The sequence below is a fragment of the Streptomyces sp. NPDC001219 genome, from assembly GCF_053597915.1.
The window spans coordinates 1-24,681 of sequence record NZ_JBSFJF010000085.1; the positions used below are offsets into that span (position 1 = coordinate 1).

Sequence of the window (24,681 nt, forward strand, 5' to 3'; positions counted from 1 at the left end):
GTATCGGGGCGACCCTCCGCCTTGCGATCGCACGCACCAGACGCCGCGGGGCCGCCCTTCGGGCGAACGACGGGAGTTTGACGACAGGTCCTAGGTCGCCGGGAGGGCGGTGGACAGATGGTCGGCGAGCCAGGTGGGGACGCCGCCCATGAGGCGGAAGAGCCGGGCGGCCTCGGCGCGCAGCCGGGGCGCGTCGGTGTCCGGGGCGGCGTCGGCCAGTGCCGCGAGGGCCGGTGCCGTGCCGATGAGGAAGCCCAGCTCCTCGCGAATCCGCAGCGACTCGGCGAAGCCGTGCCGGGCCTCCGCCACGTCGCCGTCGCGCAGCGCCAGCCCGGCCAGATGACGCCAGGTGAAGGACAGCAGCAGGGTGTCACCGTGTGCGGTGGCACCGGCGTGCGCGCGGCGGTAGGCGGCGCGCGCCGAGTCCGGGCTGTCGGCGACGTGCTCGGCCATCAGCCCGCGGCGGAAGTCCAGCAGCGGGCGGCCGGGCGCGGCCGGCGCCAGCAGCGCGGCGGCCCGGCCGAGCGCCGACCGCGCCTCGTCGGCCCGGTCGCGGACGCCCAGGACCGTGGCGGCGTAGGCGAGGTGGCCGCGTTCGCAGGCCGCGCCGCCCCGCTCGCCGTCGTCGCCCGCCAGCGCCTCGGCGGTGCGCAGCGCGTCCTCCGCCTCGGCCCAGCCGGTGGCCGTGAACATGCAGCGCTCCACCAGGAGCGCGGCGCGGCGCAGCGCGGACGGGGCGTGATGGACGGAGTGTGGTTCCAGCAGTGCGGCCGCGTCGTGCCAGCAGCCGCGGGAGCGCAGACGCCAAACGGCACGGTCGAGGGGACCGTCCCCCTCGACCGTGCCGTTCGCCGGTGCCTCCGGTGCGGATGCGGGTCCCGGTACCGCGAGCGGTACCGGCTCCGCGGAACCGACCGGATCAACGGGACTCGCCCCTGACATGGCGGTGTCCGCCACATTGCCCTCCCCAAGCGCGCCATTGAGCTGGAAGTTGCAGACCGTGCGCATCTCAGCACGGATTCCGTCGTGGGGCCAAGGGGACGGGTGAATGTTTTCACAATCACCCGGTGCATGTTTCCGGCGGGGGGCGCGGCGATGATCAGGTGCGCCGTGGGGTGCCGGGTACGGCAGCCGCCCGGCCGCCGGGATCGGGTACCGCCCGATCGGATTACCCCGAACGGTGGAGTCCGGGCCGACCGGGTCGCCGCCGCCGCGTCAGCTCATCCGCAGGGCGAGGAAGAAGTCGAGCTTGTCCTCCAGGCGGGACAGGTCCCGGCCGGTGAGCTGCTCGATCCGGCCCACCCGGTAGCGGAGCGTGTTGACGTGCAGGTGAAGGCGGCCGGCGCAGCGGGTCCAGGAGCCGTCGCAGTCGAGGAACGCCTCCAGCGTGGGGATCAGCTCGGCGCGGTGCCGGCGGTCGTAGTCGCGCAGCGGGTCCAGGAGCCGGGCGGTGAAGGCCCGGCGGACGTCGTCCGGCACGAACGGCAGCAGCAGTACGTGCGAGGCCAGCTCCTCGTGTCCGGCGGCGCAGACCCGGCCCGGACGGGCGGCGGCGACCCGGCGGGCGTGCCGGGCCTCCTCCAGCGCGCCGCGCAGCCCCTCCGCCGAGTGCACCGAGGCGCTCACGCCGACCGTCAGCCGCCCGTCGTCCGCCAGACCGCGGCCGAGCGGCTGCCGGACGACCGCGAGCAGCTCGTCGGCGTGCAGACCGGCCGCCGCGGAGTCCCCGGGCTCGTCCGGGACGGGCAGCGGCACCAGCGCCACCGCCTCGTCGCCGGTGTGTGCCACGGCGATCCGGTCGGAGGGCTCCGGACCGAACGTGCCCGGATCGACCAGCACCTCCTCCAGCAGGCTCTGTGCCACCGGGCCGCCGGGGACGTCGCCGTCCGCCCACTCGACCCGGGCCACCACGATCTGCCAGTGCGGCGCGGTGCCCAGGCCGGGCAGCAGCACCGGGGCCGCCACCCGCAGCCGGGCCGCGATCTCGGCGGGCGGGGCACCCGTCTGGACCAGCTCCAGCACCTCCTGGGCGAGCCGGCGGCGGACCGTACGGGCCGCGTCGCGCCGGTCGCGTTCCACGGCGATCAGCTGGGTGACCCCGTGCAGCAGGTCGAGGCGCTCCTCGGGCCAGTCGCCGGCATCCGCCTCGACGGCCAGCAGCCAGTCGCTGAGCAGGGTCTGCCGCAGGTCACGGCCCTCGTGGCGGATCGGGAACAGCGAGAAGGTGCCCCCCGGCCCGTCGCCCGACCGCCGCCCCTCATCGTGGCGCTGCGCGCCGCCCCCTTCCAGCGTGACGCGGTGCGGGCCGCGGCGGCCGCTGCGGGCGGCCGCCAGGTGCTCGCCCGCGAGCCGGGCGGCCACCTCGGCGGACAGCTCGGGCCCGGCGCCCGCCAGCGTCGAACCGGCGATCTGCCGGCCGGTGGGGGAGAGCACCCAGGCCCGCAGATCCAGGTCGGAGCCGAGCAGGTCCAGGACCACCTCCGGGCCGCCGCCGGCGGGCCCCGACGTCATCAGCCGCCGGTGACGGTCCACCACGGCCGCCAGGTCACCGGCCCGTTCGCTGGAGACCTGGCGGACGACATGCTCGGTGATGGAGGCGAACGAGACGTCCTCGACGACCGAGAACAGCGGCAGCCGGTGCTGCACGCAGGCCGTGACCAGGTCCTCCGGGACCGAGCCCAGTTCCGCCTCGCCCGCGGCGAGTCCGGCGACCCCGGCGGCGGCCAGGATGCGGACGAAGCGCTCGGAGTCCTCGGGCGCCCGGCGCCAGGCCAGACCGGTCAGCACCAGTTCGCCACCGGAGAGGTAGCGGCTGGGGTCGCGCAGGTCGGTGGTCATCACGCCGCGTAGGGTGCGGTCCAGCTCGTCCTCGCCCCCGAGCAGCCGAAGGCCCAGGGATGGGGTGTCCAGGAGTGCGCGGAGCCGCATGACCTCGCCCGCCGTTCTTTGCTGTCTGGTGTTGCCGGTGGAATGCCGCGAGGTTTCAGATCCTCGTCTTTCGTTCGAATCTACAAGACGGGTGCCCTGGCCAGCCAACCGCTTCATGGTTTCGGTGACTGCACCGGGCGGGTCCGGGGCGCGTTCACTAAGGCTCAACCGTTAACGAGACATGAACCGCTCCATGGCGAGGTGGGCGCAGCGTCCTCACCATGAGTAACGAATGACCGATTTCGCAGAAGAGGCCAACCATGGACTTCCTTCGCCCCGCCAGCTGGGAGGAGGCGCTCGCCGCCAAGGCCGAGCACCCTACCGCTGTGCCCATCGCGGGCGGCACGGATGTGATGGTCGAGATCAATTTCGACCACCGCCGCCCCGAGTACCTGCTCGACCTGAACCGCATCGGTGACCTGAACGAGTGGGAGGTGGGCGAGAGGACCGTACGCCTGGGCGCCTCCGTTTCCTACACCCAGATCATGGAGAACCTCCGGACCGAACTCCCGGGCCTGGCCCTGGCGTCGCACACCGTCGCCTCCCCGCAGATCCGCAACCGCGGCGGCGTCGGCGGCAACCTCGGCACCGCCTCCCCGGCCGGTGACGCGCACCCCGCACTGCTCGCCTCGGGCGGCGAGGTCGAGGTCGAGTCGGTACGCGGCCGCCGGATGATCCCCGTCGACGACTTCTACGTGGGCGTGAAGCGCAACGCCATGGAGCCCGACGAGCTGATCCGTTCGGTGCATCTGCCGAAGGCCGACGGGCCGCAGCAGTTCTCCAAGGTCGGCACCCGCAACGCGATGGTCATCGCGGTCTGCGCCTTCGGTATCGCGCTGCACCCCGAGACCCGCACGGTGCGCACCGGCATCGGCTCCGCCGCGCCCACCCCCGTGCGGGCCCGCGAGGCCGAGGACTTCCTCACCGCGGCGCTGGACGAGGGCGGCTTCTGGGAGTCCGGCGGCACCCTTCCGCCGTCCGTCGCCAAGCAGTTCGCGCAGCTCGCCGCCGGCGCCTGCAACCCGATCGACGATGTGCGCGGCAGCGCCGCCTACCGCCGGCACGCGGTCGGCATCATGGCGCGCCGCACCCTCGGCTGGACCTGGGAGTCCTACCGGGGCAACGAGAGGAGCGCACAGTGCGCGTGACATTCACCGTCAACGGCCGCCGCCAGGAGGCCGACGACGTCTGGGAAGGCGAGAGCCTGCTGTACGTCCTCCGGGAGCGGATGGGCCTGCCCGGCTCCAAGAACGCCTGTGAGCAGGGCGAATGCGGTTCCTGCACGGTCCGGCTGGACGGTGTGCCGGTGTGCTCCTGTCTGGTCGCCGCCGGTCAGGTCGAGGGCCGTGAGGTGGTGACCGTCGAGGGACTCGCGGACTTCGCCAAGCAGCGCGCCGAGGGCGGCTGCGCCGCCGGCACCTGTGGCACGGGCCTGGACGAGGCCCAGCGGTGGCAGGCCCGCCCCGCGGACTCCCGGACCGGTGAGCACGAGGCGCTCTCGCCGATCCAGGAGGCGTTCATCGACGCCGGCGCCGTCCAGTGCGGCTTCTGCACCCCGGGCCTGCTGGTCGCCGCCGACGAACTGCTGGAGCGCAACGACTCCCCGTCGGACGCCGACATCCGTGAGGCGCTGTCGGGCAACCTGTGCCGCTGCACGGGCTACGAGAAGATCCTCGACGCGGTCCGGCTGGCGGCCGCCCGCGGCGAGCAGCGGACCGCCGGACAGGGGGCCTGACACCATGGCTGACACCTCGCCACGCGCGGCCACCGCGCCGGGCCGTACCCCCACCAGCCTCACCCAGGGCGGCCGGACCAGGGCCGGGATCGGTGAGTCCACGCTCCGGCCCGACGGCACCCTCAAGGTGACCGGCGAATTCGCCTACTCCTCGGACATGTGGCACGAGGACATGCTGTGGGGCTTCACCCTGCGCTCCACCGTCGCGCACGCCGAGATCGTCTCCATCGACACCGCCGAGGCCCTGGCGACCTCCGGCGTCTACGCGGTGCTGACCTACGACGACCTGCCCACCGACGTGAAGAACTACGGCCTGGAGATCCAGGACACGCCGGTGCTCGCCCACGGCAAGGTGCGCCACCACGGTGAGCCGGTGGCGCTGGTCGCCGCCGACCACCCGGAGACCGCGCGCCGCGCCGCCGCCAAGATCAGGATCGAGTACGCCGAGCTGCCGGTCGTCACCGACGAGGCCTCCGCCACCGCCGAGGGCGCCCCGCTGGTCCACGAGAACCGCACCGACCACCACATCGGGCACGTACCGCACCCCAACATCGTCCACCGCCAGCCGATCATCCGCGGCGACGCCGGCGAGGCCGCCAAGAAGGCCGATGTCATCGTCTCCGGCGAGTACGTCTTCGGCATGCAGGACCAGGCCTTCCTCGGCCCGGAGTCCGGGCTCGCGGTGCCCGGCGAGGACGGCGGCGTCGACCTCTACGTCGCCACCCAGTGGCTGCACTCCGACCTGCGCCAGATCGCCCCGGTGCTCGGCCTGCCGCCGGAGAAGGTGCGGATGACGCTCTCCGGCGTCGGCGGCGCGTTCGGCGGCCGTGAGGACCTGTCGATGCAGATCCACGCCTGCCTCCTGGCGCTGCGCACCGGCAAGCCCGTCAAGATCGTCTACAACCGGTTCGAGTCCTTCTTCGGGCACGTCCACCGGCACCCGGCGAAGCTCTGGTACGAGCACGGCGCCACCAGGGACGGCAAGCTCACCCACCTCAGGTGCCGGATCGTGCTGGACGGCGGCGCCTACGCGTCCGCCTCCCCGGCGGTGGTCGGCAACGCCTCCTCGCTCGCCGTCGGCCCCTACGTCGTCGACGACGTCGACATCGAGGCCATCGCGCTCTACTCCAACAACCCGCCCTGCGGCGCGATGCGCGGCTTCGGCGCGGTCCAGGCGTGCTTCGCCTACGAGGCGCAGATGGACAAGGTCGCCGCGAAGCTGGGGATGGACCCGGTCGAGTTCCGGCAGCTCAACGCCATGGAACAGGGCACGCTCATGCCCACCGGCCAGCCGGTCGACTCCCCGGCCCCGGTCGCCGAACTCCTGCGCCGCGTCAAGGCCCGGCCGCTCCCCCCGGAGCAGCAGTGGCTGACCGCCGGGGCGGGCGCCGATGTGCGCGCGCTGCCCGGCGGGCTGTCCAACACCACCCACGGCGAGGGCGTGGTCCGCGGTGTCGGCTACGCCGTCGGCATCAAGAACGTCGGCTTCTCCGAGGGCTTCGACGACTACTCCACGGCCCGGGTGCGGATGGAGGTCGTCGGCGGCGAGCCGGTCGCCACCGTCCACACCGCGATGGCGGAGGTCGGCCAGGGCGGTGTCACCGTCCACGCGCAGATCGCCCGTACCGAGCTGGGTGTCCAGCAGGTCACCATCCAGCCGGCCGACACCCAGGTCGGCTCGGCGGGCTCGACCTCCGCCTCCCGCCAGACCTATGTCACCGGCGGCGCGGTCAAGAACACCTGTGAGCACGTCCGCGAGCAGGTCCTCGACCTCGGCCGGCGCAAGTTCGGCACGTACCACCCGGCGTGGGCCACCGCCGAACTCCTGCTGGAGGGCGGCAAGGTCGTCACCGACGGCGGCGAGGTCCTGGCCAACCTGGCGGACGTCCTGGAGGGCGAGGCGGTCGACCTGGAGCTGGAGTGGCGGCACCGCCCCACCGAGCCCTTCGACCTGCGCACCGGCCAGGGCAACGGGCATGTCCAGTACTCCTTCGCCGCCCACCGCGCGGTCGTCGAGGTGGACACCGAGCTGGGCCTGGTCAAGGTCGTCGAGCTGGCCTGCGCCCAGGACGTCGGCAAGGCGCTCAACCCGCTGTCCGTCGTCGGCCAGATCCAGGGCGGCACCACCCAGGGACTGGGCGTGGCCGTCATGGAGGAGATCCTCGTCGACCCCAAGACCGCGAAGGTGCGCAACCCCTCCTTCACGGACTACCTCATCCCCACGATTCTCGACACCCCGACCATCCCGGTCGATGTGCTCGAACTCGCCGACGAGCACGCCCCGTACGGGCTGCGCGGCATCGGCGAGGCCCCCACCCTGTCGTCCACCCCGGCCGTCCTCGCGGCGATCCGGAACGCGACCGGGCTGGAGCTCAACAAGACGCCGGTGCGCCCCGAGCACCTCACCGGTACATAGAGAGCCGTCCGGGGACCACCCCGGACACCGGCCTCCGGGCGGTACGTGTCAGGGGTGTCCCTGTCCGTCCTCCTCCGCGTACCGCCCGGAGACCGGAACCCCGCAGTACGCAGTCGCTGCTCCGGTCCGCCGGAGCCAGCCCCCGTTCGTCTCGGGCCGTCCCCCGGGTCGTGCAGCCGAAGTTCTTTCCCAAATCTCGCGACGCGAGTGCCCCTTTGAACCTTGGGAGCAAGGCACCATGACCCAGCAGTCCACAGAGCCGAGGACGACGGCGGAAGACGCGGGCGCCGGCTCGCGGCAGCCCGCCGGCCGCTCCTGGCTCGACCGGTACTTCCACATATCCGACAGAGGCTCGACGGTCGCGCGAGAGGTGCGCGGCGGCATCACCACCTTCATGGCGATGTGCTACATCCTCCTGCTCAACCCGCTGATCCTCTCGACGGAGGACGTGGCGCACCACACCCTCGCGCACGCCGGCGTGGTCACCGCGACCGCGCTGGCCGCGGCGGTCTCCACCCTGCTGATGGGCTTCATCGGCAAGGTGCCGCTGGCGCTGGCCGCCGGTCTGAACGTCTCCGCCGCGCTGACCGCCCAGGTCGTCCCCAACATGACCTGGCCGCAGGCCATGGGGATGTGTGTGGTGTACGGCGTGATCATCTGTCTGCTGGTGGTCACCGGACTGCGCGAGATGATCATGAACGCCATCCCGCTCGCGCTCAAGCACGCGATCACCATGGGCATCGGGATGTTCGTCGCCCTGCTCGGGCTGGTGAAGGCCGGATTCGTGGGCAAGGGGGAGGGCGGCCCGGTCACCCTCGGCCTCAACGGTCAGCTGTCCGGCTGGCCGGTCCTGTTCTTCTGCCTCACCCTGCTGCTGATCTTCATGCTGCAGGCCCGCAAGGTGCCGGGCGCCATCCTCATCGGCATCGTCGTCGGCAGCGTCCTGGCCATCGCGGCGACCCGGATCGGCGGGCTGACGGCCAAGGACTGGGGCGGCACGCCCCCGGAGCTGACCGGCAACGCCGTCGCCATGCCCGACTTCGGCCTCTTCGGCCAGGTGGAGTTCGGCGGCTGGGGTTCCATCGGCGCCCTCAGCGTCGGCATGATCGTCTTCACCCTGGTGCTGGCCGGATTCTTCGACGCCATGGCCACCATCATCGGCGTCGGCACCGAGGCCAAGCTCGCCGACGACAAGGGCCGGATGCCGGGCCTGTCCAAGGCGCTGTTCGTGGACGGCGCGGGCGGTGCCATCGGCGGCGTCGCCGGTGCGTCCGGCCAGACCGTGTTCATCGAGTCGGCGAGCGGCGTCGGCGAGGGGGCCCGGACCGGGCTGTCGTCCGTAGTCACCGGCCTGTTCTTCGCGGCCTGCCTGTTCTTCACGCCGGTCACCCAGCTCGTCCCGGCCCAGGTGGCCTCGGCCGCCCTCGTCGTCATCGGCTCGATGATGATGAGCGCCGCGGGCCAGGTGGACTGGCGCGACCGCTCGGTGTCCATTCCGGTCTTCCTGACCGTGGCCCTGATGCCGTTCACCTACAGCATCACCGCGGGCGTCGGCGCCGGCGTCATCGCCTACACCGCCATCAAGGCGGCTCAGGGCAAGTGGCGCGAGGTCGGCGGCTTCATGTGGGTGCTGACCGCCGTCTTCACCGTCTATTTCTCGCTCCATCCGATCGAGCAGTGGCTGGGCGTCAAGTAACGCCCCGCCTGCTTCCCCCCGTCCGTGAGGAGACCGACATGCTGGACATCGCCGCAGAGCTGCACCGGTGGGTCGAGCAGGGCCGCGAGTTCGCGGTGGCCACCGTGGTGGCCACCCATGGCAGCGCGCCCCGCCAGCCCGGGGCCGCGCTGGCCGTCGACCGTGACGGCACGGCGATCGGGTCGGTCTCCGGCGGATGTGTGGAGGGGGCGGTGTACGAACTGTGCCAACAGGCGCTGGAGACCGGGGAACCGGTACTGGAGCGCTTCGGCTACAGCGACGAGGACGCCTTCGCCGTGGGCCTGACCTGCGGCGGCATCATCGACATCCTCGTCCAGCCGGTACGGACGCACGCCCCCGCGACCGCCGGTGACGACGGCATCGCGGGGGAGCGGACGGACCGTACCGCCGGCACCCTCGCCGCCGGGCTGGCCGCCGCCGCTTCGGGCGAGGCGGTGGCGGTCGCCCGGGTCGTCCAGGGCCCCGCCGGACTCCTCGGCCGCGCCCTGCTGGTGCGCGCCGACGGCCGCCACAGCGGCACCCTCGGCGGCCACCCCGCCCTCGACCGCACCGCGGTCGAGGAGACCCGCGCCCTGCTGGACGCCGGGCGCACCACCAGCCTGGAGATCGGCACCGGCCTCGCGCCCGGCGAGGAGGCGGAGGGCGGCGACGGCGCACGGCCCGGCGGGTCGCGCTGCGGCCAGCCCGTCGTCCTGCTCGTCGAGTCCGCCGTCCCCCCGCCCCGCATGATCGTCTTCGGCGCCATCGACTTCGCCGCCGCGCTGGTCAGGGTCGGCAAGTTCCTCAACTACCACGTCACGGTCTGCGACGCCCGCCCCGTCTTCGCCACCCGGACCCGCTTCCCGGACGCCGACGAGATCGTCGTCGACTGGCCGCACCGCTACCTGGACTCCCAGCGGCTCGACGCCCGCACGGTGCTGTGTGTGCTCACCCACGACGCCAAGTTCGACGTACCGCTGCTGGAGCGGGCGCTCCGCCTCCCGGTCGCCTACGTCGGCGCGATGGGCTCGCGCCGCACCCACCTGGACCGCCAGCAGCGGCTGCGGGACGTCGGACTGACCGAACTCGAACTGAACCGGCTGCGCTCGCCCATCGGACTCGACCTCGGCGCCCGCACCCCGGAGGAGACCGCCCTGTCCATCGCCGCCGAGATCGTCGCCAACCGCCGCGGCGGCACCGGCGTCCCCCTGACCGGCGCACACACCCCGATCCACCACGACACCGGCCGGTCCCTGGGACGGATCGGGTCGGTGGCCTGAGGCGCCCCGTCGCGGGGAGTGCGCCAGGCTGCGCGGGCCGGAGCCGCGGCGTCCCCGCACCACGGCAAAAACAAGGTGAAGCGCCCCGGGCCCCGGGTTAGCGTCCCCGGGTGACCAGTGATGACGACGCGCGCATGCCCATGGATGTCCGGGAGCTCCCCGACGCCGACCTCGAACAGGCCCTGGACCTGATCCATCTCGCCTTCCACCTCGCACTCCCCGACAAGACCCGCGCGTACCACCGGGACATGCTGCGGGCCTGCTCCCGTATCGGCGCCTACGACGACGGGCGGCTGAGCGGGGTGGCCGGCGCGCACCGGCTCACCCTCTCCGTCCCCGGGAACCAACTCCCCTGCGCCGCACTGGACTTCGTCTCCGTCGCGCCCACCCACCGGCGCCGCGGCGTCCTCACCGCGATGCTGGACGAACTCTGGCGCCGCTGCGCCGACGAGGGCCGGCCGGTGTCCTGTCTCTGGGCGTCCGAGAGCGCCATCTACGGCCGCTTCGGCTTCGGCGCCGCCACCGAGTCCTACCGCGTCGAGATCGACTCCTCGCGCCCGCTCGCCCTGCGCGTCACCCCCGACAGCCGCCCGCTGCGGCTGATCGACCCGGCCGACGTACCCGCCGTGCTCGGCCCGCGCTACGACGCCACCCTGCCGCAGCGCGCCGGCCGCTTCACCCGCGACGCGACCTGGTGGCACCGGCAGGTGCTGGACCTCGACGGGGCCCGCTGCGGCGACGACCGTGACGGGTTCGGTACGGCGCGGGTGGTGGTGCTGGGCGAGCGCGGCGAGGTCCCCGCCGGCTACGCCGTCTACCGCACCCGCGGCCCGGGCGAGGGCCGTCCGGGAGCGGTCCGGGTCGAGGAACTGGAGGCGGAGACCGCACCGGCCGCCGCCGCCCTGTGGTCCTACCTCGCCTCGATCGACCTCACCTCGACGGTACGCGCCCAGGCCCGCCCCGCCGACGATCCGCTGCTGCACCTCGTCGCCGACCGCGACCAGGTACGGATCACCGGCCAGGAACCCTCCGTGTGGCTCCGGCTGGTGGACGTCCACGCCGCGCTGACCGCCCGTTCCTGGGCGGCCCCGGTCGACCTCGTCCTCGACCTGCGCGACACCGCCCTGCCGGTCAACGCGGGCCGCTTCCGGCTGACCGCGGGCCCCGACGGCGCCACCTGGCAGCCCACCGACGAGGCACCCGACATCGCCCTGGACGTAAGGGAGTTGGCGTCCTGCTACCTCGGCGGTACGCCGCTGCGCCGCTTCGTCCAGGCCGGTCTGGCCACCGAGCACACCCCGGGCGCGGTCCGCCGCCTGGACGCCGCGCTGGAGACCGAGTGGCTGCCCTTCACCGGGGAGAACTACTGAGCCACGGGCGCGGGCCGGCCGGGGCGCCTCCCGTCCCGGCCTCTCAGCCCGCGCCCCCGGCCCGCCCCGGCCGCAGCGCCGCCATCACCAGCACGTCATGCCAGGCGCCGTCCCAGTGGAGGGCCTCACGCATCCGGCCCTCCACCTCGAAGCCGCACTTCTCGTATGCCCGCCGGGCGCGTGGGTTGTAGTCGAAGACCTCCAGCTGGACGCGGTGCAGGCCGACCCGCTCGAAGGCGTAGTCCAGCAGCAGCCGGATCGCCTCACTGCCGATCCCGCGGTCGGTGGCCTCCCGGACGAGGGCGATCCGGAAGGCCCCGTGGGCGTTCGGCGGATCGATCTGGCTCAGGGCGAGTTCGCCCAGGAAGGTCCCCGTCTCCCGGTCCTCGACGGCGAGGTCCAGCCGGTCCGTGCGGTCGGCGCTGCCGGCGCACCACGTCTGCAGCTCCGCCAGGGTGAAGTCGTGGTGGGTCCCGGTCAGCCGGCGCATCTCCGGGTCCTGGCAGGCGGCGTGAAAGGCGGCCGCATGCCGTGCCGACAGCGGTATGAGGCGGACCCGGTCGCCGGTGAGCACCGGGTTCTCGGCAAGTGCGGTGGTATCGATCATGGGGGGATGATGTCCGGGCGGCGGCGCCGCGGCAACGGAATTGACCGGCCGGCGGGCGCCACCGGGGACCGAGGGGAGCGGCCGGCTCAGGGGAGCGGCGGCCGGGAGGGGAGAGGCGTGGAGCTGCGGCAGGTGCGGTACTTCGTCACGGTGGCGCAGGAGCTGCATTTCGGGCGGGCGGCGATGGGGGTGCCCCCATGCCCTTAAGGCATGGGGGAGGCTGCACATCGTCCAGTCGGCGGTGAGCCAGCAGATCAGGCGGCTGGAGCGGGAGTTGGGGACCGAGCTGTTCGACCGCTCGGCCCGCCGGGTGCGGCCGACGGCCGTCGGCGAGCGGTTCCTGCCGGAGGCGCGGGCGCTGCTCGCCGCCGAGGAACGGGCCCGCGCCGCCGTCACCGAGCTGACCGGCGCACGGGCCGCCACCCTGCGCCTGGGCACGAGCACGGGCCTGGGCGCCCACCTCGACCGGGTGCTGGACACCCTGGCCCGGCTCGCCCCGCAGACCCGGGTGGAGCTGGTGGCCGTACGCGCCCGGGACCGGCTCGACCGGGTGGCGTCCGGCGAGCTGGACGCCGCCTTCCTCCGCGGCGCTCCGGAGGACGAGGGCCGGGACGGGCTGCGCTGCGTCCCGCTGTGGCAGGACCCGCTGGTGGCGGTCGTCCCCGCCCGGCACCCCCTGGCCGCCGCCTCCGGCCCGGTCGCGCTCGCCGACCTCGCGCCCGTCCCGCTGGTCCTGACCCCGCGCCGCACCAACCGGGCCCTGGTCGACCTGGTCGTCGACGCCTGCCACGACGCCGGCTTCACCCCCGTACCGGGCCCCGCCTACGGATCGCTGGACGACACCCTCACCGCGATCGGCGCCCGCGGCCCGGCGGACGCGCTGTGGACCGTCGTCTACGCCTCGCACGCCCGCCGGCTGAGCACGCCCCGGGTCGCCTTCCTGCCGTTCCGCGACCCGGGCCTGGAACTCACCACCTCGCTCGCGCTGCGCCGCAGCGACCCGCCCGCCGGGACCGGTCCGCTGCTGCGGGCCTGCACCGCCGAGGACGGCAGCGACGTGCCCGATCGCGATCGCTGATCGCTGTGTGCACGATCCGCTTCTTGGTCGCACCGGCCGGACGCGATGGACTGAGGGCACGCCGGTCAACCACCGGAAACCCGGGGCGAACCCGGGGACACCGGGCCGTGGAACACGCCGGAACCCCTGCGTTCCTGACGAGCAACGGCCCTCTCCACCAAGGGAGTTCACCATGCCCACCATCACCGTCCAGCAGGGCCCGCGCAGCGTCGAGCAGAAGCGGGAGCTGGTCCGGCAGCTCACCGACGCCTTCGTGGACACCTACCGGATTCCCGCCGAGAGCGTGACGGTCTGGATTCAGGAAGTACCCACCGACAGCTGGGGCGCGGCGGGCACCCTCACCGCCGACAAGTAGCCGGCCGACGGGCGGGCCGGGCCGTACGGGGGAGGCCCGGCCCGCCCGCGAGGCGGGACAACGCCACCGCGCGGGGCCGGGCCCGGGCGTCAGAACGCGCTGGACACCAGCCACATCACGCACACGTAGGCGCCGCCGCTGACCCCGAGGATGATGCCGAGCCACAGCAGCGCCCCGAGCGGCCACGGGGCGGGCACCTCGGGCTTGGGCGGTTTGACGGGGCAGCACTTCGAGCAGTGGGCGTCGGGCATGGCAGCATCATGGCGGCACGCCGTCCGGGGCGGGAGGGCGTGAACGGGTGCACACGGCGAGACCCGGTGACGCGCGCGCGGGATCACGCGCTGGTCGTGCCGCTCCCCACGCGGCCGGAGGCGTCGTCCGGGACCGCTCCTGAGCGTGTTACTACGGCAGCAGCCCCGCCCGCCGTGCCGCGGTCACCGCCTGGAGGCGGGTGTGGGCGTCCAACTTCCGCATGGCGGACCGGAGATAGCTCTTCACGGTCTCCGGGCGGAGGTCCAGCCGCTCCGCCACTCCCGCGTTCGTCGCGCCCGACGCCACACAGGCGAGGACGTCGACCTCGCGGGGGGACAGGGCGGGGGCCGCGCCGTCCTGGCCGGGCCGGTGCGACGAGGCCGCGGCGAGCCGGCCGCACGCCGTCAGCAGCTGCTGCCGCAGCAGCGGGTCGCCGACCCGCTGGGCCAGGCCGCGCAGCTCGCCGTGTGCCTCCCGGACCTCCTCCCAGCGCGCCGGGTCGCCGGCCGCGGGCTGCCGCGACACCGACAGCAGCCGCGCCGCCTCGTCCTGCAGCAGCAGCGCCTGTTCCAGCTCCCGCGCCACCTCCATGGCCGCCGACAGCGGCCGGTCGCCGAGCCGCACCGGACGGCGCAGCGCCCCGTACAGCACCCCGCGCACCCGGCGCCGGACGATCACCGGCACCGCGAGCACCGAGCGCAGTCCCTCCGCGGCCACCGCCGCGTCGTACTCATGGCTGATCGCCGACGAGGTGCTGTAGTCGGTCACCGCGAGCGGACGGGACAGCGCCACGGCCTTCCCGCCCAGCCCGTTGCCCCGCACGATGTCCAGCCCGCGCAGCACCGCGGTCTCCGTACCTGCCAGCTCGTCGATGCGGTAGTGCCCCGCACCGGACAGCAGTCCGCCGAACGCCACCGGCAGCCCGCCGGCCCGCCGCAGCCGCGACAGCGCCGCCCGTACGTCCGCCGTCGCGTGCGCATCCGGGTCGAGCCGCACGAGGAAACCTCCGCTTCCCCCCGTTCGGGGGTGGTGGGACCTGCGCCACTGATTACACGATGGCAGGTAGCGGTGCGGCAATGAGGAGGACGGATGACGGAGACGGAAGCCGGGGCGACGGGGCGCGCCCCGGACGCCACCGAGGAGTTCCGGGCGGCGCGGGATCTGCTGCTACGGCACCGGGAGGACTACGAAGCGGCCCGCGCGGAGTTCCGCTGGCCCCGGCCGGAGTACTTCAACTGGGCGCTGGACTGGTTCGACACCCTCGCCCACGGCAACGACCGCACCGCCCTGCACCTCGTCGAGGAGGACGGCAGCGAGACGAAGCTGAGCTTCGACGCCATGCGCCGCCGCTCCGACCAGGCCGCCAACTGGCTGTCCGCCCACGGGGTGCGCGCCGGTGACCGCATCGTCATGATGCTCGGCAACCAGGTGGAGCTGTGGGAGACCGCGCTCGCCGCGATGAAGCTGCGCGCCGTCGTCATCCCCGCGACGCCGCTGCTCGGCCCCGCCGACCTCGCCGACCGGATCGACCGCGGCCACGCCCGGCACGTCATCGTGCGCGCCGCGGACACCGCCAAGTTCGACGGCGTGGCGGGCGACTACACCCGGATCGCGGTCGGCGGCGCCCCGGACGGCTGGCTCTCGTACGAGGACGCCTACGACGGCCCCGAGACCTTCGAGCCGGGCGGGCCGACCCGGGCGGACGACGCCCTGATGCTCTACTTCACCTCCGGCACCACCGCCCGCCCCAAACTCGTCGAGCACACCCACGCCTCGTACCCCATCGGCCATCTCGCGACGATGTACTGGATCGGTCTGCGGCCCGGCGACGTGCATCTGAACATCTCCTCGCCCGGATGGGCCAAGCACGCCTGGTCCAATCTCTTCGCGCCCTGGAACGCGGAGGCCACCGTCTTCCTCCACAACTACACCCGCTTCGACGCGGCCCGGCTCATGGCGGAGATGGACCGGGCCCGCGTCACCAGCTTCTGCGCCCCGCCGACCGTCTGGCGGATGCTCATCCAGGCCGATCTGTCCGCGCTCCGCCATCCGCCGCGGGAGATCGTCGCGGCCGGCGAACCACTCAACCCGGAGATCATCGAGCAGGTGCGGCAGTCCTGGGGCGTCACCATCCGGGACGGCTTCGGACAGACCGAGACCGCCGTGCAGGTGGCCAACACCCCGGGTCAGACCGTCAAGCCGGGCTCCATGGGCCGTCCCACCCCCGGCTTCGACGTCGTCCTGCTCGACCCGGTCAGCGGCGCACCGGCCGACGAGGGCGAGATCGCCCTCGACCTGGCGGCCCGGCCGGTCGGCCTGATGACCGGCTACCACGGGGACCCGGCCCGTACCGCGGAGGTGATGGCCGACGGCTACTACCGCACCGGCGACATCGGCACCCGCGACCGCGACGGCTGGATCACGTATGTGGGGCGGGCCGACGACGTCTTCAAGGCGTCCGACTACAAGATCTCCCCCTTCGAGCTGGAGAGCGCCCTGCTGGAGCACGAGGCGGTCGCCGAGGCCGCCGTGGTGCCGGCGCCGGACCCGCTGCGGCTGGCCGTGCCCAAGGCGTATGTGGTGCTGGCGGCCGGCTGGTCGGCCGGACCGGAGACCGCGAAGCTGATCTTTGAGCACTCCCGTGCGGTCCTGGCACCCTACAAGCGCATCCGGCGGCTGGAGTTCGCCGAGCTGCCGAAGACCGTCTCCGGCAAGATCCGCCGTATCGAGCTGCGCGAACGCACCGCGCAGGGCGACGGCGGCGCCGAGTACTGGGAGGAAAACCACCGATGAGCCAGCAGCACCAGGAGCTGTCGTACGCCTGCGGGGCTGCCGGGGGGCGGCTGCTCGGCCACACCATCGGCACCGATCTGGCCCGCACCATCGCCCGGTTCGGCGACCGCGAGGCGCTGGTCGAGGCCGAGAGCGGCCGCCGCTGGACCTACACCGCGCTGGGCCGCGCGGTCGACGAGGTGGCGCTCGGCCTGCTCGCCAAGGGCGTCACCAAGGGCGACCGGGTCGGCATCTGGGCACCCAACTGCGCCGAATGGGTCCTCGTCCAGTACGCCACCGCCCGGATCGGGGCGATCCTCGTCAACGTCAACCCCGCCTACCGCGTCCATGAGCTGGGCTACGTCCTGCGGCAGGCCGGCATCGCCGTCCTGGTGTCCGCGACCCACCACCGGACCAGCGACTACCGCGGCATGATCGAGCAGGTGCGCGAGGAGTGCCCGGCGCTGCGCGAGGTGGTCTACATCGGCGACGAGACCTGGGCCGGGCTGCTGGCCGCCGGCGCCACCGTCCCGGAGCACCGCCTCACCGACTGCGAAGCGGAGCTGACCGCCGACGACCCGGTCAACATCCAGTACACCTCGGGCACCACCGGCTTCCCCAAGGGCGCCACCCTCTCCCACCACAACATCCTCAACAACGGCTACTGGGTCGGCGAGACCCTCGGCTACACCGCCGAGGACCGGGTGTGTCTGCCGGTGCCCTTCTACCACTGCTTCGGCATGGTCATGGGCAACCTCGGCGCCACCTCACACGGCGCCTGCATCGTCATCCCGGCCCCCGCCTTCGACCCCGCCGCCACCCTCAGGGCCGTGCAGGACGAGCGCTGCACCTCCCTCTACGGCGTCCCCACCATGTTCATCGCCGAACTCGACCACCCCGACTTCGCCTCCTACGACCTCTCCTCACTCCGCACCGGCATCATGGCGGGCTCGCCGTGCCCCGAGGAGGTGATGAAGCGGGTGGTCGCCGAGATGCACATGACCGAGGTCTCCATCTGCTACGGCATGACCGAGACCTCACCGGTCTCCACCCAGACCCGCCGCGAGGACGACCTCGCCCACCGCACCACGACCGTCGGCCGGGTGCTGCCCTACCTTGAGGTGAAGGTCGCCGACCCGTCGAGCGGGGTGACCGTGCCCCGCGGCACCCCCGGTGAACTGCGTACCCGCGGCTACAGCGTGATGCTCGGCTACTGGGACGACCCCGAGCGCACCGCCGAAGTCATCGACGCGGCCCGCTGGATGCACACCGGCGACCTCGCGGTGATGAACGACGACGGCTACGTCCGGATCGTCGGCCGCATCAAGGACATGATCATCAGGGGCGGGGAGAACGTCTACCCCCGGGAGATCGAGGAGTTCCTCTACTCCCACCCCAAGATCGCCGACGTCCAGGTCGTCGGGGTCCCCGACGAGAAGTACGGCGAGGAGATCGCCGCCTGCGTCATCCTCCGCGACCCCGAAGACCCCCTCACCCACGAGGAGTTGACCGACTACTGCCGTTCCCGCCTCGCCCACTACAAGGTGCCGCGCCACCTGGAGATCCTCGACGCCTTCCCCATGACCGTCAGCGGCAAGGTCCGCAAGATCGAACTCCGGGAGCGGCTGGCGGGGGAGCGGGGGGTGGGGGCTCCCTAGCGGGCTGCCCGGGAGGGTGCGCCGAACGGCACGGTGGCGCCGAGCGGCCGCCTGGCAGGATTGCCGGGCATGACGACAGCCGAAGAGCGGGAGAAACAGCGGCAGGCGGGCTCGTTCGGAGCCGCGGCGGACGCCTACGAGCGGGGCCGCCCGCCCTACCCGCCGGAGGCGGTGGCCTGGCTGGTGCCCGAGGGCGCACGGACCGTGGTGGACCTCGGTGCCGGCACCGGCAAGCTGACCCGCGCGCTGCGGGCCCCGGGCCGGGAGACCGTCGCGGTGGAACCCTCGGCCGGGATGCGGGAGCACTTCGCCCAAGTGCTCCCCGAGGTGCGGGTTCTGGAAGGGACGGGGGAATCGATCCCGCTGCCGGACGCGAGCGTCGACACCCTGGTCTGCGCGCAGGCCTGGCACTGGGTGGACCCGGAGCGGGCGGTCCCGGAAGCCGCCCGGGTGCTGCGCCCGGGCGGGCGGCTGGGTCTGGTGTGGAACCGCCGCGACGTGTCGGTGCCCTGGGTCGCGGAGCTGGACCGGATTCTGCGCGACTGCGCGGCAGCGCCCACGGAAGACCGTCAAGTGGACTGCGTGGGAAGGCCGTTCGGCCCTGTCGAGCGTCAGGACTTCCGCTGGAGCCATCCGATGACGGCCGCAGAGGTCATGGACATGGTCGCCTCCCGCAGCTATGTGATCACCCTGGAGCCCGCAGCGCGGGAGGAACTGCTGGGCCGGGTCCACACGCTGCTCGACGCGGAGCGTCCGGGGGAGATGCCCTATGTGACGGAGTGCTATCGGGCTGAACTCGGGTCGCGGTGACCTCGGATCGAGCTGACCTCGGGTCGCGGTGAGTCGACGGAGGCGGACCGCCTGTCCCCTTCGCCGGCTCGGCACGCAACACCCTTCAGAGGACGTTCCGCAGCAGCAGACACAGGCCGACTGCCAGGGGATAGCAGCCGACGCCCGTCCAGGTGAGCGACCGGCGTGACCTGCGCCGCCCGAGCCAGATGAGTGCCAGCCCCGCGTGCGTCACCGCCAGGGCCAGGAAGGGCAGCGCCTTGGGGAGGTCATAGGTGAACGCGAAGTACACCCACATCCAGGGAAGCAGCAGCGCGAAGAAGCAGGCCGGCCGTTCACCGTGCCGGTGTGCCCGCGTCCGCCTGGGCCGGCAGTGCGCAGAGTTCCGCGGGAGCGCCGGTGTGGGGGATGTCCTCGTCCAGGAGTCGGGCCCAGACCGGACGTCGGTGCGGTGGGCGGCGGTTCATCTCCCGTGTCAGGGTGCCCGGCCATGCCATGGCCCCGCCGTAGCGGGCCCGCCACCACTGGGGTAGGTGGTCATGGGCGCGGTCCACGGTGACGCCGTCGGCGCCGGCCCGCACCCGGACGTAGAGCCAGCGGCCGTACGCGTCGCCGCCCGCGGCCGCCGCGTCCGCCGCCCGGAGGTCTGCCAGCAGCTCGCAGAGTTCCTCGCCGAGCCACCGCCCCTGCTCGTCGAGGAAGACGTCGCGGCGGTACCGGTTGCCCGGGTCGGTGCCGTCCGCGAACGCGGCGGTGAGCGTGCAACTCCCCTCCGACCAGGGGTGATGAGTGCGCAGCCACGCCACCAGCCGCTCCTCGGCACCGCTCCCGCCGGGCAGCGGGTGCTCCGCCTCCGCCGCGGCGCGCATCGCGACCGCGAGCACCCCCGCGTACTGCTCGGGCAGCGGACACGGCACCCGACGGCCCGCGGGCTCGCCGCTTCCGGCCGGAAGCTCCGGTCGGCCGATGCCGCGCACCGCGGCGGCCCGCGCCTCCTCCGTCCCCTTACGGCGCAGCTCCTCCGCGTCGGCCCCGTCCTCCCGTAGCGCCGTGAGGACCGCGCGCACCTCGGCGTCGTCGGCGGGGACCATGGCGGACACCCCGTCGTCGACCGCCTCCGGGTACCGGGTCCGGTCCCACGCCCCGTCGGCCCACCAGTACACGAACCCGAGTTCCTCGCTCCCGTCGACCACCGCCGTCAGCCACTCCCACGGCAGCCAGTGCGGCCCGCCGGCCAGCAGGTCCAGCGGCGGAGTACGGGAGAGGGTGTCGCTGTAGTCGAGGTCGACGCCGTACAGCACCGCCCGGCCGCCCTCGACCCGGGCCAGCGCCCACCAGCCGTTGCCGATGTCCTCGGAGCGCAGCCCGGCCTCGTCCACCCGGTAGTTGTGCACGGGCAGCGGGTGCTCGGCGCTCCAGGCGGCCAGGGTGGCGGCGTGCCGCCAGAGCACCTCGGGGGAGGGAAGCGGGGCGGCACGGCCCGGGGTGCCGTCGGCGGTCATCGGGAACTCCTGGGGCGGGAGGGAGAGGGGAGGAGGTAGCGGCGGTGGGGTGGTGCGTGCCGGTCGCGGCGAGGCGCTCCGGGTCAGTGGGGGTGGACGGGGGCGGAGTTCGGTACGTATCCCAGGTCTACGGGGGCGGGGGCCGGGGTGGTGGGGTCCGTGCCGTGCCAGGGCCTCAGCAGGGCGGCCAGTGACGGCGGCCAGAGGGCGTCCGGGGAACCGGCCAGGTCGGCGGGGCTCCACCATCTCCAGCCGAGGATGCGGTCGTCGGCATGCGCCGCGGCCACGCCGTCGGTGGGCTCCCGGCGCGGGCCGTGGGCGAGGTAGATGTGCTCGTGCTGGCGTACCGGGACGCCGGCCCGGGTGAAGTCGTGCTCCCAGGTGCACAGCAGGGGGCCGGGCTCCAGGTCCGTCCAGCCGGTCTCCTCGCGCACCTCACGCAGCGCGCCCGCGCGCGGGGTCTCGCCCGGGTCGAGCCCGCCGCCGGGCATCGCCCAGTGGGGCCCGACCTCTTCGTTGTCGTACCGGAGCAGGAAGACCGATCCTGCGGGGTCCAGGACGGCAACGCGGGCGGCGCGGCGGGGAGTTCTTCGCATGGCCGAAGCCTATGCCGGGGCTCGCACCCGGGCCCGCGCCGCCGCTCGTCGCCTCGCCGGCTCAGGGCTGCCGCTCTCCCGGCCAGTCGAGGCGCAGGCGTTCGGCGCGCGGCAACGACGCCACCACCAGGTCGTACGAGTCCTCGATCAGGTCGAGCACCAGCCGGTCGGGGAGGTCCCCGTCCAGGGAAACGGTGTTCCAGTGCCGCTTGTTGAGGTGGTAGCCCGGCACCACCTCGGGGTGTGCCGCCCGCAGTCGTTCGGCCAGCTCGGGATCGCACTTGAGGCTCACGGTGAGCGGGGTGTCCGTCAGCGTGCTCAGCGCGAAGATCTTGCCGCCGACCTTGAAGGTCGATACGTCCGGGTGCCGTGGGAAGGGGAATTCCTCGGTCGCACCGTTGAAGTCCAGGCAGACGGCCCGCAGGGCGTTCGCGTCGATCATCCCGTCATTATGTGCGGCGGACGCCCGCGCCCCGGCCGGGGGCGGGGCCGCCGGGCGGGGCGTCTCGCGGCGGGCCCGTCACCGCCCCGCGGCGCCGTACTTGATCAGTTCGTCGGCCGGGTCGTTGACCGGCTGCGGGGTGCCCGTGAGGTCCATGACGAACAGCGGGAGGTGCAGGGCGTCCGCGCGGGCGCGGGCGTCGTGGGCGTAGCCGGCGAGGGAGAAGAAGACCGCGAGGGCCGAGTCGTTGAGGCCGTTGAGCCAGACGCATTCGATCTCGCGCAGCTCGGTGGCGCGGGTGGTGGGGTCGACCTGGGCGACCACACCCGTGCCGCGCAGGTCCAGCCCGGAGGCGGTGCGCTCCCGGGTCCGGGCGACATCGGCGTAGCCCAGCCACTTCAGATACTGCTCGGCGGCCGTGACGCAGTCGCGGGCGGTACGGATGGTGACCGGGCGGAAGGCGGGCCGCAGGGCCGCGTGTCCGGGGTCGGCGGCGGGTGGCGGCGCGGGCTTCGGCGTGGGCTTCGGTACGGGCTGTCCGGAGCGCGGGAAGTTCGGCGGCGGCAGCGGGGGCGCCGGGGCGACCGGGACCCGGACGACCGTGCCGCAGGCGCAGCCGGACTCCGGCGCCGGCCACTCGTCCTGCCGGCCGCAGACCTCACAGCGCACCTCCACCCAGGAGGCCTGCCAGGTGCGGTGGAGTATCTCGACGGGTACTCCGCCGCGCAGCACCGGCAGGGTGAGCGGGGCGCCGCAGGCGCACGGGAAGGTGGGCGGGGCGAAGGCGTTCTCGCGGCGGCACGTGGGGCACCGCACCGGCACGCTGTCGGCCATGGTCGGCTCCTGGCAGGTCGGACGGCAGACCGGTCGGATCTGCTGCCCCCATGGTCTCTCCAAAACCGGCCGCAGGGGGCCGAATTGGGGCCGAAGGGTGGCCGGGAGTCGCAGGTGGGGGAGAACGCGCCGAGGAGGCGGGGTCACGGCGTAAGGGGGGAGCGCGCCCCCGAGGTGTGCGGCGGGAGTGTCTCGGGGTGTGCAGGAGCGGCCGGAGCCCTCAGGGGCAGTCGCCGGGGGCCGTCACGGTCGCCCCGTCCCGGTGACAGACAGCCGCAGGGCCCGGCACCCGTGTGTGACCGTACGGATGCCGGGCCCTGTCGTGGATTCCGTCCGGCAGTGCGGGCGATCGGGCGCGACGTGACATCGCACCGCCGGACGGAGCATGGGGTGGGAGGAGGCGGGCTCCGCGGCGGGGGAGCGGCTCACCCTTCCTGTCGGGCGAGCGCTGCCACCGCACTGATGCTCCCCGTGGTGCCGCGGAGCTCGCGCTCCCACTCCGTACCGGCCGGCCACCCCTCAACGGGCCGCCGGTACGGACGCGCGAGTGCCTGACCTCCCGTCAGTCCTCGCGCAGCTCGTTGACCCTGGCCTCCACGCGCTTGCCGTAGTCGGGGTCGGCGGCGTGGAAGTGGGCGAGGTTCTTCTCCAGCACATCGTCGCGACTGACCTGGGAGAGGCCGCCGGCGATGTTGTTCACCAGGCGCTTCTTCTCGTCCTCCGACATCAGCCGGTAGAGCTCACCGGCCTGGAAGAAGTCGTCGTCCTTGGTGTGCGCGGGGGCCTCATGGGTGCCGACGTGGCCGGAGACGGCGAGCGGGGCGGACAGCGGCTGACCGGTCTGCACCGGGCCGCCGTAGGAGTTGGGCTCGTAGTTCTTGGCGTACCGGTCGTAGCCGTTGGTGGCCATCAGGCCGTCCCGGCCGTAGTTGTCGGCCTCGGTCGCCTTGGGGGCGTTCACCGGCAGCTGGGTGTGGTTGACGCCCAGGCGGTAGCGGTGCGCGTCGGCGTAGGCGAACAGCCGGCCCTGGAGCATCTTGTCCGGGGACGGGCCGATGCCCGGCACGAAGTTGTTCGGGGAGAACGCGGACTGCTCGACCTCGGCGAAGACGTTGTCGGGGTTGCGGTCCAGGACCAGGCGGCCGACGCGCTGCAGCGGGTAGTCCGCGTGCGGCCACACCTTCGTCAGGTCGAAGGGGTTGAAGCGATAGTGCGCCGCCTCGGCCGCCGGCATGATCTGCACGTACAGCGTCCAGGAGGGGTAGACGCCCCGCTCGATGGACTGCAGCAGATCGGTCTGGTGGCTGTTCGGGTCCGTGCCGGACAGCTCGGCGCCCTGCTCGGCGTCCAGGCAGCGGATGCCCTGGTTGGTCTTGAAGTGGTACTTGACGAAGAAGGCCTCGCCCTCGGCGTTCGTCCACTGGTAGGTGTGCGAGCCGTAGCCGTTCATGTGGCGGTAGGAGGCCGGGATGCCGCGGTCGCCCATCAGCCAGGTGACCTGGTGGGTGGCCTCGGGGGAGTGCGCCCAGAAGTCCCAGACGTTGTCCGGCTCCTGCTTGCCCGTGAAGGGGTCGCGCTTCTGCGAGTGGATGAAGTCGGGGAACTTGATGGGGTCCTTGATGAAGAACACCGGGGTGTTGTTGCCGACGAGGTCGTAGTTGCCCTCCTCGGTGTAGAACTTCAGCGCGAAGCCACGCGGGTCACGGGCCGCGTCAGGGCCGCCGAGGCTGTCGGCGACGGTCGAGAAGCGGATGAAGGTCTCGGTCCGCCTGCCGACGGTGTCGAGGAAGCCGGCCCGGGTGAAGGCGGTGACGTCGTCGGTCACCTCGAAGTAGCCGTACGCCCCGGAGCCACGGGCGTGCACGACGCGCTCCGGGATGCGCTCGCGGTTGAAGCGGGCGAGCTTCTCCAGCAGGTGCTGGTCCTGGAGCACGATCGGGCCGCCGACGCCGGCGGTGGCGGAGTTCTGGTTGTCGGCGACGGGGGCGCCAGCCTCCGTAGTGAGAAAGCGCGACGTCAGCGTGGGCTTCGACATGGTGACCTTCCGTACGAGAGCGCGGAAGTTGGCTTCCGCAAGTCGGAGCGTAAGAAGGGCTCCGACCAAACGTCAACAGTTTGTTGAAACAAACCCGAGGGGTGTCCAAAGGGGTTCCGGACGGCGGCCACGCCTGGGCGCGACAGGACAAGTGTCGGCGCGGCCGCCGCCCGGAAGCTGGGGGAAGCGGGTGCCGGAAGCCGGGCTCCGGTCCGCTTCCGGGGCGCCGGCTCAGCTGTGGGTGGTGTGTCCGGAGAGGCGTTCGACGCCGCGCAGGAGGGCGGAGTGGTCGAGGCCGCCGTCGCCTTGGTTGCGCAGGGCGGCGACGAGTTGGGC

Annotated in this window: 22 protein-coding genes and 1 pseudogene; 11 read left to right on the top strand and 12 right to left on the bottom strand. The window is 73.1% G+C overall.

Annotation, left to right across the window (positions count from 1 at the left end; translation table 11 throughout):
* Positions 1-90: 90 nt before the first annotated feature.
* A complete protein-coding gene (locus ACWC9R_RS32880; protein ID WP_450737090.1) occupies positions 91-942 on the bottom strand; it encodes a hypothetical protein in 852 nt (283 codons plus the stop codon).
* A 273-nt stretch (positions 943-1,215) separates the two neighbouring features.
* Positions 1,216-2,928, bottom strand: a complete 1,713-nt coding sequence (locus tag ACWC9R_RS32885) for a PucR family transcriptional regulator (RefSeq protein ID WP_450737057.1) — start codon at positions 2,926-2,928, stop codon at positions 1,216-1,218.
* 260 nt (positions 2,929-3,188) lie between these two features.
* Here ACWC9R_RS32885 and ACWC9R_RS32890 point away from each other — a divergent pair, with 260 nt between their 5' ends.
* The 6 genes from ACWC9R_RS32890 (at position 3,189) to ACWC9R_RS32915 (ending at position 11,425) form a co-directional block, all read left to right on the top strand.
* Positions 3,189-4,076, top strand: a complete 888-nt coding sequence (locus ACWC9R_RS32890; protein ID WP_450737059.1) for an FAD binding domain-containing protein — start codon at positions 3,189-3,191, stop codon at positions 4,074-4,076.
* Positions 4,067-4,663: a (2Fe-2S)-binding protein gene (locus ACWC9R_RS32895; protein WP_450737060.1), complete on the top strand. Its 597-nt coding sequence runs from the start codon at positions 4,067-4,069 to the stop codon at positions 4,661-4,663. The genes ACWC9R_RS32890 and ACWC9R_RS32895 overlap by 10 nt, the downstream gene beginning before the upstream one ends.
* A gap of 4 nt (positions 4,664-4,667) precedes the next feature.
* The gene (locus ACWC9R_RS32900; RefSeq protein ID WP_450737062.1) at positions 4,668-7,079 is read left to right on the top strand and encodes a xanthine dehydrogenase family protein molybdopterin-binding subunit; all 2,412 of its coding nucleotides are present in this window, start codon (positions 4,668-4,670) and stop codon (positions 7,077-7,079) included.
* A 238-nt stretch (positions 7,080-7,317) separates the two neighbouring features.
* Positions 7,318-8,775 carry an NCS2 family permease gene (locus ACWC9R_RS32905; RefSeq protein ID WP_450737063.1) on the top strand — a complete coding sequence of 486 codons (1,458 nt, stop codon included), beginning with the start codon at positions 7,318-7,320 and terminating at the stop codon, positions 8,773-8,775.
* Between the two features lie 38 nt (positions 8,776-8,813).
* The gene (locus tag ACWC9R_RS32910; RefSeq protein ID WP_450737065.1) at positions 8,814-10,055 is read left to right on the top strand and encodes an XdhC family protein; all 1,242 of its coding nucleotides are present in this window, start codon (positions 8,814-8,816) and stop codon (positions 10,053-10,055) included.
* A gap of 134 nt (positions 10,056-10,189) precedes the next feature.
* A complete protein-coding gene (locus ACWC9R_RS32915; RefSeq protein WP_450737092.1) occupies positions 10,190-11,425 on the top strand; it encodes a GNAT family N-acetyltransferase in 1,236 nt (411 codons plus the stop codon).
* A 43-nt stretch (positions 11,426-11,468) separates the two neighbouring features.
* On the opposite strand, the gene ACWC9R_RS32920 is transcribed toward ACWC9R_RS32915, so the two are convergent.
* Positions 11,469-12,032, bottom strand: coding sequence for a GNAT family N-acetyltransferase (locus tag ACWC9R_RS32920; protein ID WP_450737066.1), 564 nt, complete (start codon positions 12,030-12,032; stop codon positions 11,469-11,471).
* A gap of 241 nt (positions 12,033-12,273) precedes the next feature.
* On the opposite strand from ACWC9R_RS32920, the gene ACWC9R_RS32925 reads away from it, so the two are divergent.
* Together ACWC9R_RS32925 and dmpI are read left to right on the top strand one after the other, a co-directional pair.
* Complete coding sequence (locus ACWC9R_RS32925) at positions 12,274-13,110, top strand: LysR family transcriptional regulator (RefSeq protein WP_450737068.1); 837 nt, start codon at positions 12,274-12,276, stop codon at positions 13,108-13,110.
* A 172-nt stretch (positions 13,111-13,282) separates the two neighbouring features.
* A complete protein-coding gene (gene dmpI / locus ACWC9R_RS32930; protein WP_450737070.1) occupies positions 13,283-13,465 on the top strand; it encodes a 4-oxalocrotonate tautomerase DmpI in 183 nt (60 codons plus the stop codon).
* A gap of 89 nt (positions 13,466-13,554) precedes the next feature.
* Here the strand turns inward: dmpI and ACWC9R_RS32935 are convergent, their stop codons facing one another.
* A complete protein-coding gene (locus ACWC9R_RS32935; RefSeq protein ID WP_362612133.1) occupies positions 13,555-13,716 on the bottom strand; it encodes a hypothetical protein in 162 nt (53 codons plus the stop codon).
* A gap of 151 nt (positions 13,717-13,867) precedes the next feature.
* A complete protein-coding gene (locus ACWC9R_RS32940; protein WP_450737072.1) occupies positions 13,868-14,713 on the bottom strand; it encodes a response regulator transcription factor in 846 nt (281 codons plus the stop codon).
* A 93-nt stretch (positions 14,714-14,806) separates the two neighbouring features.
* Between ACWC9R_RS32940 and ACWC9R_RS32945 the strand changes: the two genes are divergently transcribed.
* The 3 genes from ACWC9R_RS32945 to ACWC9R_RS32955 all read left to right on the top strand — a co-directional run bounded on the left by ACWC9R_RS32945 (position 14,807) and on the right by ACWC9R_RS32955 (position 18,957).
* A complete protein-coding gene (locus ACWC9R_RS32945; protein WP_450737074.1) occupies positions 14,807-16,510 on the top strand; it encodes an AMP-binding protein in 1,704 nt (567 codons plus the stop codon).
* Positions 16,507-18,147 (top strand): AMP-binding protein, encoded by a 1,641-nt coding sequence (locus tag ACWC9R_RS32950; protein ID WP_450737076.1) that lies wholly within the window; start codon positions 16,507-16,509, stop codon positions 18,145-18,147. The genes ACWC9R_RS32945 and ACWC9R_RS32950 overlap by 4 nt, the downstream gene beginning before the upstream one ends.
* A 69-nt stretch (positions 18,148-18,216) precedes the next feature.
* Entirely contained in the window at positions 18,217-18,957 is a 741-nt protein-coding gene (locus tag ACWC9R_RS32955; protein ID WP_450737078.1) for a class I SAM-dependent methyltransferase, read from the top strand.
* 85 nt (positions 18,958-19,042) lie between these two features.
* Here ACWC9R_RS32955 and ACWC9R_RS32960 read toward each other — a convergent pair whose 3' ends face one another.
* The 7 genes and pseudogenes from ACWC9R_RS32960 to ACWC9R_RS32990 form a co-directional block, all read right to left on the bottom strand.
* Positions 19,043-19,228: a hypothetical protein gene (locus tag ACWC9R_RS32960; RefSeq protein WP_450737080.1), complete on the bottom strand. Its 186-nt coding sequence runs from the start codon at positions 19,226-19,228 to the stop codon at positions 19,043-19,045.
* A gap of 43 nt (positions 19,229-19,271) precedes the next feature.
* Entirely contained in the window at positions 19,272-20,438 is a 1,167-nt protein-coding gene (locus tag ACWC9R_RS32965) for a hypothetical protein (RefSeq protein WP_450737082.1), read from the bottom strand.
* 83 nt (positions 20,439-20,521) lie between these two features.
* Positions 20,522-21,034 carry an NUDIX hydrolase gene (locus tag ACWC9R_RS32970; protein ID WP_450737084.1) on the bottom strand — a complete coding sequence of 171 codons (513 nt, stop codon included), beginning with the start codon at positions 21,032-21,034 and terminating at the stop codon, positions 20,522-20,524.
* Positions 21,035-21,095: 61 nt separating this feature from the next.
* A complete protein-coding gene (locus ACWC9R_RS32975) occupies positions 21,096-21,476 on the bottom strand; it encodes an MmcQ/YjbR family DNA-binding protein (protein WP_450737086.1) in 381 nt (126 codons plus the stop codon).
* A 78-nt stretch (positions 21,477-21,554) separates the two neighbouring features.
* Positions 21,555-22,310 (bottom strand): hypothetical protein, encoded by a 756-nt coding sequence (locus ACWC9R_RS32980; protein ID WP_450737088.1) that lies wholly within the window; start codon positions 22,308-22,310, stop codon positions 21,555-21,557.
* A 562-nt stretch (positions 22,311-22,872) separates the two neighbouring features.
* On the bottom strand, positions 22,873-24,330 hold the full coding sequence (locus ACWC9R_RS32985; protein WP_450737094.1) for a catalase: 1,458 nt from the start codon (positions 24,328-24,330) through the stop codon (positions 22,873-22,875).
* Positions 24,331-24,576: 246 nt separating this feature from the next.
* A pseudogene (locus ACWC9R_RS32990) lies at positions 24,577-24,681 on the bottom strand (2-hydroxy-3-oxopropionate reductase); the annotation flags it as partial.